Here is a 13,999-nt window from a genome sequence, read left to right on the forward strand (position 1 = left end):
GTCCCGCCGGCCCGCACCAGCCCCAGCAGCCTGCTCACAGGGCGTACCCGACGCCCTGGACCGTACGGATCAGGGCCGGCTCGCCCAGCTTGGCGCGCAGCTTGCTCATGCAGACGCGGACGGCGCCCGTGAAGGGATCGGCGTTGGCGTCCCAGGCTCGCTCCAGCAGCTCCTCCGCGCTGACCGTGCCCCCGTCGGCCTCCAACAGCAGCTGCAGCACGGTGAACTCCTTCGGCGACAGGTCCAGGTCCCGCCCGTCGCGGGTGGCGGCGCGGCGCACGCTGTCGAGCCGGATGCCGTGTCTCTCCAGCTGCGGCGGCACGGGCCGGGCGCTGCGCCGCCGCAGCGCGCGCACCCGGGAGACCAGTTCGGGGAACTCGAAGGGCTTGCTCACATAGTCGTCCGCGCCGAGGTCGAGCCCCTCCACCCGGTCCTCCATCGTCCCGGAGGCGGTGAGCATCAGGATCCTGGTCCGCGAGCCGGTGGAGACGAGCCTGCGGGCCACGTCGTCGCCGTGCACCCGGGGGAGGTCGCGGTCCAGGACCACGACGTCGTAGTCGTGGAGCCCGAGGTAGGCGAGCGCGGCGTCACCGCTGTACACGGTGTCGACGGCGAATCCGGCCCGCCGCAGCCCGGTCGCCACCAGCTCCGCCAGAATCTCCTCGTCCTCGGCGACCAGTACCCGCATCGTGTTGTCCCCTGCCTCGCGCACGCGTGCCCACTCCTCCCAGGATGCGTCTTTGGTACGGGAAAGGATGTTTCGCAAAGCTCTCCGCCGCCCGGGGCACACTCATCGATGTGAGTGGATCTTCCACGGGCCGTTAGGATTTCGACCATGGCGGCCACTGGATCCGAGAAGCAAGGGGGCGACGTCGTGAAGAGTTACTACGTATCGACCCCCATCTACTACGTCAACGACGCTCCTCACCTGGGCCACGCCTACACGACCGTCGCAGGCGACGTGCTCACCCGCTGGCACCGCCAGCGCGGCGAGAAGGTGTGGTACCTCACCGGCACGGACGAGCACGGTCAGAAGATCATGCGCACGGCCGAGGCGAACAACGTCACGCCCCAGGCCTGGTGCGACAAGCTCGTCGAGGAAGCGTGGAAGCCCCTCTGGGAGCACCTGAACATCGCGAACGACGACTTCATCCGTACGACGGAGAAGCGGCACACCGACCGTGTGCAGGAGTTCGTGCAGGACCTGTACGACAAGGACCAGATCTACAAGGGCGGGTACGAAGGCCCGTACTGCGTCGGCTGCGAGGAGTACAAGCTCCCCGGCGACCTGATCGAGGCCGAGGACGGCACGAAGCTGTGCCCGATCCACAAGAAGCCGGTGGAGCTCCTCAAGGAGGAGAACTACTTCTTCAAGCTCAGCGAGTACGGTCCGAAGCTCATGGAGTTCTACGCGGCCAACCCGGACTTCATCCAGCCCGAGTCCGCCCGCAACGAGATCGTGAACTTCGTGAAGCAGGGTCTCCAGGACCTGTCGATCTCGCGCTCCACGTTCGACTGGGGCGTCCCGGTGCCGTGGGACCCGAAGCACGTGATCTACGTGTGGATCGACGCCCTCCTCAACTACGCGACGGCGGTCGGCTACGGCGCCAACCAGGAGAAGTTCGACGGAACCTTCCCGGCGGACGTGCACCTGATCGGCAAGGACATCCTGCGGTTCCACTCGGTCATCTGGCCGGCCATGCTGATGGCGCAGGGACTGCCGCTGCCCGGCAAGGTCGTCGCCAACGGCTGGCTGATGGTCGGCGGCGAGAAGATGTCCAAGTCGAACCTGACCGGCATCAAGCCCCAGGACCTGACCACGCACTTCGGCGTGGACGCCTACCGCTGGTACTTCCTGCGGGCCATCGCGTACGGCAGCGACGGCTCGTTCTCCTGGGAGGACTTCAGCGCCCGCTACACCTCCGAGCTGGCCAACGACTACGGCAACCTCGCCTCGCGCGTCGCGGCCATGGTCGGCAAGTACTTCGGCGGTGCGCTCCCGGAGGCCACGGCCGCCGGTGACGCGGAGCGGGCGGTCCAGGAGGGCCTGGCCGCGGCCGTCGCCTCCGCCGACAGGAAGATCGGCGAGGACCTGGACTTCCAGGGCGGCATCCTGGCGATCTTCGACTTCGTGAAGCAGGTCAACGGCTACATCACGGAGCAGGAGCCCTGGAAGGTCGCCAAGGACACCTCGCCCGAGGGCCAGGCGCGGCTGGCGACCATCCTGTACACGGCGGCCGACGCCCTGCGCGGTGTCGCGGTCCTGCTGAACGCGGTGATGCCGGACACCTCGCAGAAGCTGTGGGAGTCCCTGGGCGCCGAGGCGTCCCTGGGCACCCTGGCCGACCAGCCGGTGCAGGACGCGGGCCGCTGGGGTCAGCTGCCCGTGGGCGCGACGGTCACGAAGGGCGCGGTGCTGTTCCCGCGTCTGGAGGAGAAGCCCGCGTAAGCGGCGTTACACAAGGCAGGAGCCCGGGCCCCGAACACATCGGGACCCGGGCTCCTCCGCGTCGTCCACCGGCGCGTACGCCCTCGTCACAGGGCCAGCGACGCGGCGTCCCCCATCACGATCACGGGGTACTTCGCGGGGTCCAGGGTGAGCAGCAGCTCCCGCATCCGGTCCTCGGTGAGCGAGACACAGCCCTGGGTGGGCCCGCCGTGGTCCACATGGATCCAGATGCCGCCGCCCCTCTCCGCGCCGAGCGGCCGGGTGCGGTCCAGCGGGCTGGTGCCCGGGGTCCGGTTGTAGTTGATGGCGACGACGTAGTCGAAGGAGCCTTCGAGCGGCTCCCCGAGGAAGCCCTCGCCGCTCACCGCGAAGCGGTGCTGTTCGTCGTACGGGAGCAACGCGCCCGGGTCGGGCAGCCGGCCGCCCGCGTCGGTGAGGCCGAAGACCCCGACGGGCGAGCGGAGGTCGTCGGCGAGATGGTGGTCCGTCCAGCCCTCCATGCCGTTGTGGGCGGGCCACGGGCCCGCCCCGGGTCTCCAGCCGAGAGCCGGGTCGTCGAGGCTGTAGAGGACGGCCGAGGAACGGTTGGAATCGGGGCCCTGACCGGTCACCACGAGGGCCTGCCGGGCCGTGGCCGGAATCTGCGCCCGGGTCTGCGGACCCAGGTCCGGAATCTCGGCGGGGGGCCGGAGGCTCTCCACGGCGCGGGGCGGTGCGGCTGAGGCCCCGGGGCCCTCCGCACCCCGGGGCGCGGAGGGGTCGGTGGTCTGCACCGCCCCGGCGGAGCAGCCGATGACCAGCAGGAACAGGGCGACGAGCAGGACGTACGGACGGCGCGGGACGGACACGGTGCGGAACTCCTCGGTGGGGGGCGGACGAGCACTTCCCGTGCCAGTCCTTGCCGGGCCCGACGGCGCCGAATCGGAACCGGGGCCATCCGGATGTACCCGCTTCGCGCACCCGTGCGCCGGAAAGTCCCGCAGGGTCCACCCGTACGCAGGCAAGGAGCCCGCGACCGCCCCGGGTCCCGGGCCCCCGCCGAGGGGCCACGGGAGGGTGCCGGCCTCCACGTGAAACAGCCCCCGGCCATCCGGCCGAGGGCTGTTTCACGTGGAACCGAAGCGGAACCGCCGGTGCCTACTTCGCGCCGGTGTCCCTGACCACGGCCTCCGTGACATCGGCCTTGTCCTTCGTGCCCGCGACGGGCTTGCGGAGCTGGATGTTGAGCTCGCGCAGCCGGGTCTCGTCGAGGACGGTCGGGGCGCCCATCATCAGGTCCTGGGCGTTGCCGTTCAGCGGGAAGGCGATCGTCTCGCGGATGTTGGGCTCGTCGGCGAGCAGCATCACGATGCGGTCGACGCCCGGGGCGATGCCACCGTGCGGCGGGGCGCCGAGCCGGAAGGCGCGGAGCATGCCCGCGAACTCGTGCTCGACGGTCTCGCGGTCGTAGCCCGCGATCTCGAAGGCCTTGAGCATCAGCTCGGGCTCGTGGTTACGGATGGCGCCGGAGGACAGCTCGATCCCGTTGCAGACGATGTCGTACTGCCAGGCCAGGATGTCCAGCGGGTCCTTCTCCTCCAGGTCCTTCAGGCCGCCCTGGGGCATCGAGAAGGGGTTGTGCGAGAAGTCGATCTTGCCGGTGTCCTCGTCCTTCTCGTACATCGGGAAGTCGACGATCCAGCAGAACCGGAAGACGCCCTCCTCGAAGTGGCCGGCGCGCTTGGCGGCCTCGACACGGACGGCGGACATGATCTTGGAGACCTCGTCGAACTCGCCGGCACCGAAGAAGACCGCGTGGCCGGGGGCCAGGGACAGCCGCTCGGTGAGGGTCTTGACGTCCGTCTCGGTGAGGAACTTCGCGATCGGCCCGGCCAGCGTGCCGTCCTCGCCCACGCGCACCCAGGCGAGGCCCTTGGCACCGTGCTCGACGGCGTACTCACCGAGGCCGTCGAAGAACTTCCGGGACTGGCCCGCCGTGTCCGGCACCGGGAGGGCGCGGACGTGCTTGCCGGCGAACGCCTTGAAGCCGGAGTCGGCGAAGACGTCGGAGATGTCGACGAGCTCCAGCTTGGCCCGCAGGTCCGGCTTGTCGTTGCCGTACTTCAGCATCGACTCGCGGAACGGGATGCGCGGGAACGGCGAGGTGACCTCGCGGCCGTTGCCGAACTCGGTGAAGAGCTCGGTCATCAGCTTCTCGATCGGCTGGAAGACGTCCTCCTGCTCGACGAACGACATCTCGACGTCGAGCTGGTAGAACTCGCCCGGCGAACGGTCGGCGCGGGCGTCCTCGTCGCGGAAGCAGGGCGCGATCTGGAAGTACCGGTCGAAGCCGGAGATCATCAGCAGCTGCTTGAACTGCTGCGGCGCCTGCGGCAGGGCGTAGAACTTGCCCGGGTTCAGCCGGGAGGGGACCACGAAGTCACGGGCTCCCTCGGGGGAGGTCGCGGTGAGGATCGGCGTCGCCATCTCGTTGAAGCCGAGGGCCACCATCTTGGAGCGGATGGAGGCGATCACGGCCGAGCGCAGCATGATGTTGCGGTGCATGCGCTCACGGCGCAGGTCGAGGAAGCGGTACTCCAGGCGCCGCTCCTCGTTGACCCCGTCCTCGGTGTTGATCGTGAAGGGCAGCGGGCCGGCCTCGCCCAGCACCTCGACCTCGGAGACCTCGATCTCGATCTCACCGGTCGGGAGCTCCGGGTTGACGTTGTCGGCGCCACGCGCGGAGACCTTGCCGTCGATCCGGACGACGGTCTCCTTGGTCAGCTTCGCCAGGGCCTCGTTGCCGGGGGTGCCGGGACGGGCGACGAGCTGCACCAGACCGTAGTGGTCGCGCAGATCGATGAAGAGGATGCCGCCCAGGTCTCGGCGATTGTGCAGCCAGCCGCTCAGCCGGACGTCGGTGCCGACGTCAGAGGCGCGGAGCTCGCCGCAGGTGTGGGACCTGTACCGATGCATCGTCGTTCATCCAGTCTTCGCGGTCGGGGGTGGTGGATTGACACCCCAGGCTACCGCCCGTGGACGCACCGCTTCATTGCCATTGTCGCCGCACGGCCGTCCGGGGCGCATCCGGCGGCCTCCGACGGGCGGCTGCCGTGCGGTCTCCCTCGGTGGCGACCGTGGAGAACATCTTCCTAAAGTGGGGCAATGCGCACCGAGGAGATCCTGGCTGCGATCGGGACCGGCCTGTGGAGCTGGGACAGCTCGTCGGGCACGGTCACGCTCGACGCCGAGGCGGCACGGCTGGTGGGACTTCCCGCCGAGGCCACGGTCCGCCCCGGCGAGGAGGTGCGCCCCCGCTTCCACCCCGCCGACTGGAACGAGATCGACGGCATCGTGAACTTCGCGATCGCGGAGGGCACGGTGGCCGAGGCCAGGATGCGGATCGTGGACGAGCAGGGCGCGGTCGTCCGCACGGTGCGCACCCGGTCCAAGCCGGTCCCGCTGGACACCCCGGGCCGCCACACGTACGTACTCATGGGGATTCTCCAGGAGGTCGCCCAGCCGCCGGAGGCCACCGCGGCGCAGACCCCGCTCACCGGCGACTGGCGGCGGTCGCGTGAGGCGTTCCTGCTGGACGCGGGGCGGGCGCTGGCCGAGGCGGTGTCCACCGAGGAGGTCCTGCGGGTCGCCGGTTCGCTCTCCATGCCCGGCTTCTCCCCGGACGGGCTCGCCGTCTTCGGGGTCTCGGGCGAGCGGCTGACGGTCGTGGGGCACCACGGGCAGAACGTCGGCGACGAGAAGCCGTTCACCGACATGCCCCTGGAGACCGACTATCCCGCCGCCGAGGTCGTACGGACCGGTCAGGCGATCTACCTGGAGTCGCCCGAGGAGTACCGGCGGCGCTTCCCGGCCACCTGGCCCCTCGCCGAGGAGTTCGGGCGCCAGTCCTGGGCCTTTCTGCCGCTGATCTCGTCCGGGCACACCACGGGGGCCTGGATGGCCGGCTTCCGGCACAACGTCGCCTTCTCGCCGGACGAGCGCTCCGTGCTGTCGACGGTGGCCAGGATGCTCGCACAGGCGCTGGCCCGCGCCGGTGCCGCCGAGACGGAGCGGGAGCTGTCGCTGGGCCTCCAGAGGGCCATGAGGCCGTCCCTCGGCCCCGATGTGCCCGGCCTGACGGTGGCGGCGCGCTACATCCCGACCGGAGGGGGTCTCCAGGTCGGCGGCGACTGGTACGACGTGATCCCGCTCCCCAACGGCCGTATCGCCCTCGTCATCGGTGACGTCCAGGGCCATGACGTGCGGGCCGCGAGCCTGATGGGCCAGCTGCGGATCGCCCTGCGCGCGTACGCCTCCGAGGGCCACCGCCCCGACGCCGTGCTCTCCCGCGCCTCGCGCTTCCTGTCCGGGCTGACCGAGACGTACGACCTCGCCGACGGCGAGGACCGGTCCGACGCCACGCGCTTCGCGACCTGTCTGTACGCGGAGGCCGATCCGGGGACCGGGGCCCTCGACGTCGCCCGTGCCGGCCATCCGGACCCGGTGGTGATCAGCGTCGACGGCACCGCGGTGATCCGGCAGACCGCCGGAGGCCTGCCGCTGGGCGTCGAGAAGGACGCCGACTACCCGACGACCCGCGTCGTCCTGGGGTCCGGGGAGACGATCATGCTGTGCACGGACGGGCTCATCGAGACCGGCGGGCACGACATGGCCACCGGATGGACCAGGCTCAGGCCCGTCCTGGAGAAGAACACCGAGGACCTGGAGGAGCTCGCCGACGCTCTCGTGCAGACGGTGCACGGGCCGGGCTCGCACTACACGACGGGGCCGCTGGTGGACCGGCGCGAGGACGACATCGCCGTCCTGGTGCTGCGCCGCGACGGAGCGCGGACCCGCAGGACACCGGTCCGGCGCTCGGCGATGACCATCGCCCAGGCGGAGCCGGAGCGCGTCGCGTCGGCCCGGCAGCAGCTGCGCGAACTGCTGCACGACTGGGCGGACGCCGAACAGGTCGACTCCGCGGAGCTGATGGTCTCGGAGATGTCCACGAACGTGCTCGTCCACACCGACGGGGACGCGCTGCTCGTGGCCGAGGTGACGGGTGAGCGCGGCGAGCGGCGGCTGCGTGTCGAGGTGGCCGACTCCAGCGACGAGCTGCCGCACAAGAGGCGTCCCGGTGAGATGGCGTCCAGCGGCCGCGGGCTGGTGCTGATGGAGATGCTCGCCGACGCGTGGGGGGTGGACCCGCGGGGCGAGGGGAAGTCGATCTGGTTCGAGCTGTACGAGTCCGCGGAGCCGGCGGAACTGGGCGGCTCCGCCGGTTCATGAGCCCTCGGGGACCGCGCCTCCCCGGCCCTCGGCCGCCCTGCGCAGCTCGCCGATCACCCCGAAGCCCGCGGCGCACAGCGGCACCGCCAGCAGCATGCCCAGCAGCCCCGCGACGCTCGCGCCCGCGGTCAGCGCGATCATCACCATGGCCGGATGCATCTGGACCGTACGGCTCTGGATGACGGGCTGGAGCACGTGCCCTTCCAGCACCTGTACGGCCAGCACCACGCCCAGCGCCCAGAGCGCGATCACGATGCCCCGGTCGGCCAGCGCGACCAGCACGGCGACGGCACCCGAGATGAAGGCCCCGAGGTACGGGATGTAGGCGCCGACGAAGACCAGGGCGCCCAGTCCCACCGCCCCCGGCACCCCCAGGATCAGCAGGCCCACCGTGATGCAGAACGCGTCGATCAGGGCGATGAAGGTGGTGCCGCGCATGAACCCCTCGACCGCTTCGAAGGCCCTGCGCCCGATGGCCTCCACCAGGGCGCCCGTCCCGCGCGGGGCGACCGCGTGGGCGAGGTGGGCGGCACGGTCGGAGTCACGCAGGAAGAAGAACGTCAGCAGCAGGGCAAGGACGGACGTCGTCACGAGCGAGCCGATGAGGCTGATCCCGGTGAGCAGTCCCCCCGCCGCGCTCGCGCCGAACTTCTCGACGAGGTTCTTGGCGTTCGCCGCCAGGTCGTCCACATCGGCGACACCCGCGATGTCGAAGTGGTCGATGACCCACTGCGCGGCTTCCTTCAGCGAGTCCACGATCTGACCGCCGGTGTCGACCATGACGGTGACCACGATGTACCCGGCGCCGCCGACGACCGCGACGAGCGCCGCGCAGGTCAGTCCGGCCGCCAGCGACCGGTTGACCTTGTGGGCGGTCAGCCAGCGGTGGACGGGCCCGAGGAGCGCCGTGCCGAGCAGCGCCAGCAGGACCGGGGTGACCGCGGTCTTGAGCGCCACGCACAACCAGACGGCCACCGCCGCGACTCCGGCGACCAGCAGCAGCACACCGCACCAGGCGGCCGTCCGCCGCGCGACGTCGGGCAGGAGGGGCTTCCGGGTAGGCACCCTCCCACCCGATCACGGGCCGGGAGCGGTGTCCCTCCCGCACGGGCGTACGGGTGACGGTCCGTCACCCGTACGTCGTGCGGGACCGGTCACATGCCGTGGACGGCCGGGACCTTGCCGAGGCGGCCGGCCTGGAAGTCCTCGAAGGCCTGCTTGAGCTCGTCCTGGGTGTTCATCACGAACGGCCCGTAGTGCGCCATCGGCTCACGGATCGGGCGTCCGCCCAGCAGCACGACCTCCAGGTCCGGCGTGTTGCCGTCCTGCGTCTCGTCGGCGCGGACGGTCAGCGAGGACCCCTTGCCGAAGACGGCGGTCTGCCCGGTGCGGACGGGCCTGCGCTCCGCGCCGACGCTCCCGCGCCCGGCGAGGACGTACGCGAGGCCGTTGAACTCCTCGCGCCAGGGCAGCGTCACCTCGGCACCCGGCCGGACCGTCGCGTGGACCATGGTGATGGGGGTGTGGGTGATGCCCGGACCCTCGTGGCCGTCGAGCTCGCCGGCGATGACGCGGAGCAGCGCGCCGCCGTCCGGGGAGGCGAGGAGCTGGACCTGGCCGCCGCGGATGTCCTGGTAGCGCGGCGCCATCATCTTGTCGGCCTTGGGCAGGTTCACCCAGAGCTGGAGGCCGTGGAAGAGACCGCCGGACATGACGAGCGCCTCGGGCGGCGTCTCGATGTGGAGGAGTCCGCTGCCCGCGGTCATCCACTGGGTGTCGCCGTTCTCGATGGACCCGCCACCACCGTGGCTGTCCTGGTGGATGAAGCTCCCGTCGATGATGTACGTGACGGTCTCGAAGCCGCGGTGGGGGTGCCAGGGCGTGCCCTTCGGCTCGCCCGCGGCGTACTCCACCTCACCCATCTGGTCCATCATGATGAACGGGTCGAGGTGCCGGTAGTTGATCCCGGCGAAGGCGCGCCGCACCGGGAACCCCTCGCCCTCGAAGCCGCTCGGCGCGGTCGTGACGGTCAGCACGGGGCGGGCGACGGCGTCGGCCTGGGCCGCGACCTTCGGCAGGGTCAGCGGGTTTTCGACGGTCACTGCGGGCATGGGAGCCACCTCCGGGAGTCTTCTGATCCCAATTTAGTTGAACGGTGAACATCTAGCAAGGCGGCATTCATTCCCGCGCGCCCCGGGGCATCACCGACGGCCGCGACGGGGCCGCGACGAGCCCCGGACAGCACCGAGGGCCCGCACCGTGCCGGTGCGGGCCCTCGGACTGCCGGTGTGCGGCGGCTGCCGCTCAGCCGTACATGCGGCGCATGGCGAAGTCGACCATCTGCTCGACCGCCTTGGCGTCGAAGACCATGCGGTGATCACCCTCCATGTCCAGGACGAAGCCGTAGCCCGTCGGCAGCAGGTCGATCACCTCGGCGCCCGTGATCACGAAGTACTTGGACTCCTTGCCCGCGTAGCTCCGGAGCTCCTTGAGCGTGGTGAACATGGGGATCACCGGCTGCTGGGTGTTGTGGAGGGCCAGAAAACCCGGGTTGTCACCGCGCGGGCAGTAGACCTTCGCCGTGGCGAAGATCTGCTGGAAGTCCTCGGCGGACAGCGATCCGGTCGTGAAGGCCCGTACCGCGTCGGCCAGGGACGGCGGCGAGGGCTCGGGGTACAACGGCTGCTCGCCGTAGCCGCCGCCCATCTGCTGCTGCGCGCCCGGGTTCTGGTCGTAGCCATACATGCCGCAAAGAGTAATCGGACACATCTGTGCCTTGAGGGGTTGCGTCTTATTACTGACGGGTAGCATCATCGTAGGGGTCAGGTGATATACCCACGCCAGGCCGTCCGTCGCCCGATCCTCACTCCTCCACGGGGCGCTGCGCGCCACTGCTATTGATTACGGAGCCTTCCCATGGGGCACTACAAGTCGAATCTCCGCGACATCGAGTTCAACCTCTTCGAGGTGCTCGGGCGCGACAAGCTGTACGGCACCGGTCCGTTCGCGGAGATGGACGTCGACACCGCGAAGAGCATCCTGGACGAGGTCACCCGCCTCGCGGAGAACGAGCTCGCCGACTCGTACGCCGACGCCGACCGCAACCCGCCGGTCTTCGACCCCGAGACGAACACCGCGCCCGTCCCGGCCTCCTTCAAGAAGTCCTACCAGGCCTTCATGGACTCCGAGTACTGGCGCCTGGGCCTGCCCGAGGAGATCGGCGGCACGACCTCCCCGCGCTCCCTGATCTGGGGTTACGCGGAGCTGCTGCTCGGCTCCAACCCGGCGGTCTGGATGTACTCCTCCGGCCCCGCGTTCGCCGGCATCCTCTTCGACGAGGGCAACGAGGCGCAGAAGAAGGTCGCCGAGATCGCCGTCGAGAAGCAGTGGGGCTCGACGATGGTCCTGACCGAGCCGGACGCCGGTTCGGACGTCGGCGCCGGCCGCACGAAGGCCGTCGAGCAGGAGGACGGCTCCTGGCACATCGAGGGTGTGAAGCGCTTCATCACCTCGGGCGAGCACGACATGTCCGAGAACATCCTCCACTACGTCCTGGCGCGCCCCGAGGGCGCCGGCCCGGGCACCAAGGGCCTCTCCCTCTTCCTGGTCCCGAAGTTCCACTTCGACTGGACCACCGGCGAGCTCGGTGCGCGCAACGGCGTGTACGCGACGAACGTCGAGCACAAGATGGGCCTCAAGGCGTCGAACACCTGTGAGATGACCTTCGGCGACCAGCACCCCGCCAAGGGCTGGCTGATCGGCGACAAGCACGACGGCATCCGCCAGATGTTCCGCATCATCGAGTTCGCCCGCATGATGGTCGGCACGAAGGCCATCGCGGCCCTCTCTGCGGGCTACCTCAACGCGCTGGAGTACGCCAAGGAGCGCGTCCAGGGCACCGACCTGTCGCAGTTCATGGACAAGACGGCCCCCAAGGTCACCATCACGCACCACCCCGACGTGCGCCGCTCCCTCATGACGCAGAAGGCGTACGCCGAGGGCATGCGCTCCCTGGTGCTCTACACCGCCTCCGTCCAGGACGCGATCCAGGTGAAGGAGGCCGCGGGCGAGGACGCCAAGGCGCTCAACGGCCTGAACGACCTGCTGCTCCCGATCGTCAAGGGCTACGGCTCCGAGAAGTCCTACGAGCAGCTCGCGCAGTCGCTCCAGACCTTCGGCGGCTCCGGCTACCTCCAGGAGTACCCGGTCGAGCAGTACATCCGGGACGCCAAGATCGACACCCTGTACGAGGGCACGACGGCGATCCAGGGCCAGGACTTCTTCTTCCGGAAGATCGTCCGCGACCAGGGTGCCTCGCTGAACACCCTCTCCGAGGAGATCAAGAAGTTCCTCGCGAGCGCCCAGGGCAACGAGGAGCTCGCCGGCGCGCTGGACAATCTCGCCAAGGCCGCGGTGGACCTGGAGGCGATCGTCGGCACGATGATCACCGACCTCACCGCGACCGGCGAGGACGTCAAGAACATCTACAAGGTGGGCCTCAACACGACCCGCCTGCTGATGGCCTCCGGTGACGTCGTGGTCGGCTACCTGCTCCTCAAGAGCGCGGTCGTGGCCTCCGAGAAGCTGCGCAACGCCTCCGCCAAGGACACCGCCTTCTACCAGGGCAAGATCGCCGCCGCGAAGTTCTTCGCCGCGAACGTCCTGCCGGGCGTCTCCTCCGAGCGCGCGCTGGCCGAGGCCGTCGACAACTCGCTGATGGAGCTGGACGAGGCCGCGTTCTAGTCCTGCCCGTCCCACCGCCGTCGGCGCCGCCGTCCGGATCCTTCCGGGCGGCGGCGCCGACGGCGTTCCTGAACACTTTCCGGACACGGGGCCGCGCCCGCCGTCGTACACCGTTAAACGTCCCGGTCCGCCCTCGTTAAGGTGAGGAACATGAGCTCTTCCCTCCGCTTCGACCGCGGGCACACCGACGATCTGATGGCCTTCCTCATGGCCGCCCCCTCCCCGTACCACGCTGTGGCCACGGCCGCCGCGCGGCTGGAGAAGGCCGGATTCCGGCAGGTCGAGGAGACGGAGGCATGGGACGGCTCCCTGGGCGGGAAGTACGTCCTGCGGGGCGGCGCCATCGTGGCCTGGTACGTGCCGGAGGGCGCCGGCGCCCACACCCCGTTCCGGATCGTGGGGGCCCACACCGACTCCCCCAACCTCCGGGTCAAGCCGCTGCCCGACACCGGCGCGTACGGCTGGCGCCAGGTCGCCGTCGAGGTCTACGGCGGGACGCTCCTGAACACGTGGCTCGACCGGGACCTCGGTCTCGCCGGCCGCCTCTCCCTGCGCGACGGCACGCACCGGCTGGTCAACATCGACCGGCCCCTGCTGCGCGTCCCCCAGCTGGCCGTGCACCTGGACCGGTCCGCCAACCCGGAGGGCCTCAAGCTCGACCGCCAGAAGCACATGCAGCCGATCTGGGGGCTCGGCGAGGTCGAGGAGGGCGACCTCATCCGCTTCGTCGCCGAGGCGGCGGACGTCGACCCGGCGGAGGTCACCGGCTGGGACCTCATGCCGCACGCCGTAGAAGCGCCCGCCTACCTGGGCCGGGACCGTGAGCTGCTCGCCGGTCCGCGCATGGACAACCTGCTCTCGGTGCACGCCGCGACGGCCGCGCTGGCCGCCGTGTCCGCGCAGCCGGACGCCGAGCTGCCGTACATCCCCGTGCTCGCCGCCTTCGACCACGAGGAGAACGGCTCCCAGTCCGACACCGGTGCGGACGGCCCGCTGCTCGGCACGGTCCTGGAGCGCTCCGTGTTCGCCCGTGGCGGCTCGTACGAGGACCGTGCCCGGGCCTTCGCCGGAAGCGTCTGTCTCTCCTCGGACACCGGCCACGCCGTCCACCCCAACTACGCGGAGCGGCACGACCCGACGCACCACCCGGTGGTCAACGGCGGACCGATCCTCAAGGTCAACGTCAACATGCGCTACGCGACCGACGGCGGCGGCCGTGCCGTGTTCGCCGCGGCCTGCGAGAAGGCGGGCGTGCCGTGGCAGACGTTCGTCTCCAACAACTCGATGCCGTGCGGCACGACGATCGGCCCGATCACCGCTGCCCGGCACGGCATCCGGACCGTCGACATCGGGGTGGCGATCCTCTCGATGCACAGCGCGCGTGAGCTGTGCGGCGCCGACGACCCGTATCTGCTGGCCAACTCGCTCACGGCGTTCCTCGCGGGCTGACCCCCGCACCGTCTTCCACCGTCCCAACCGCCTCCGTGGACATGGTTGTTACCGGGCCGGGTACGCGATCCGTACACCGGCCCGGATTCA

General features: G+C 70.1%; 10 protein-coding genes. 4 read left to right on the forward strand and 6 right to left on the reverse strand.

Features of this window, described 5'->3' with window-relative positions:
* Positions 1-34: 34 nt before the first annotated feature.
* Positions 35-688: a response regulator transcription factor gene (locus ACZ607_RS25800; RefSeq protein ID WP_469738549.1), complete on the reverse strand. Its 654-nt coding sequence runs from the start codon at positions 686-688 to the stop codon at positions 35-37.
* 147 nt (positions 689-835) lie between these two features.
* On the opposite strand from ACZ607_RS25800, the gene metG reads away from it, so the two are divergent.
* Complete coding sequence (gene metG, locus ACZ607_RS25805; RefSeq protein ID WP_469738248.1) at positions 836-2,449, forward strand: methionine--tRNA ligase; 1,614 nt, start codon at positions 836-838, stop codon at positions 2,447-2,449.
* Between the two features lie 86 nt (positions 2,450-2,535).
* Here the strand turns inward: metG and ACZ607_RS25810 are convergent, their stop codons facing one another.
* Both ACZ607_RS25810 and aspS read right to left on the reverse strand, forming a co-directional pair.
* Positions 2,536-3,297: a hypothetical protein gene (locus tag ACZ607_RS25810; RefSeq protein WP_469738249.1), complete on the reverse strand. Its 762-nt coding sequence runs from the start codon at positions 3,295-3,297 to the stop codon at positions 2,536-2,538.
* A gap of 289 nt (positions 3,298-3,586) precedes the next feature.
* Positions 3,587-5,404, reverse strand: a complete 1,818-nt coding sequence (gene aspS / locus ACZ607_RS25815; protein ID WP_469738250.1) for an aspartate--tRNA ligase — start codon at positions 5,402-5,404, stop codon at positions 3,587-3,589.
* A gap of 189 nt (positions 5,405-5,593) precedes the next feature.
* Here aspS and ACZ607_RS25820 point away from each other — a divergent pair, with 189 nt between their 5' ends.
* Complete coding sequence (locus ACZ607_RS25820; RefSeq protein ID WP_469738252.1) at positions 5,594-7,717, forward strand: ATP-binding SpoIIE family protein phosphatase; 2,124 nt, start codon at positions 5,594-5,596, stop codon at positions 7,715-7,717.
* On the opposite strand, the gene ACZ607_RS25825 is transcribed toward ACZ607_RS25820, so the two are convergent.
* From ACZ607_RS25825 to ACZ607_RS25835, 3 genes are all read right to left on the reverse strand, one after another.
* Entirely contained in the window at positions 7,712-8,782 is a 1,071-nt protein-coding gene (locus ACZ607_RS25825) for an AI-2E family transporter (protein ID WP_469738254.1), read from the reverse strand. The genes ACZ607_RS25820 and ACZ607_RS25825 overlap by 6 nt on opposite strands.
* Before the next feature lie 89 nt (positions 8,783-8,871).
* Positions 8,872-9,828 (reverse strand): pirin family protein, encoded by a 957-nt coding sequence (locus tag ACZ607_RS25830; RefSeq protein ID WP_469738256.1) that lies wholly within the window; start codon positions 9,826-9,828, stop codon positions 8,872-8,874.
* 193 nt (positions 9,829-10,021) lie between these two features.
* Entirely contained in the window at positions 10,022-10,462 is a 441-nt protein-coding gene (locus ACZ607_RS25835; RefSeq protein ID WP_073750539.1) for an SseB family protein, read from the reverse strand.
* Between the two features lie 171 nt (positions 10,463-10,633).
* Between ACZ607_RS25835 and ACZ607_RS25840 the strand changes: the two genes are divergently transcribed.
* Together ACZ607_RS25840 and ACZ607_RS25845 are read left to right on the forward strand one after the other, a co-directional pair.
* A complete protein-coding gene (locus ACZ607_RS25840) occupies positions 10,634-12,460 on the forward strand; it encodes an acyl-CoA dehydrogenase (protein WP_124277831.1) in 1,827 nt (608 codons plus the stop codon).
* A 150-nt stretch (positions 12,461-12,610) separates the two neighbouring features.
* Positions 12,611-13,909 (forward strand): M18 family aminopeptidase, encoded by a 1,299-nt coding sequence (locus ACZ607_RS25845; protein WP_469738259.1) that lies wholly within the window; start codon positions 12,611-12,613, stop codon positions 13,907-13,909.
* Positions 13,910-13,999 lie beyond the last annotated feature (90 nt).

The sequence above is a fragment of the Streptomyces sp. NPDC104381 genome (assembly GCF_055583745.1).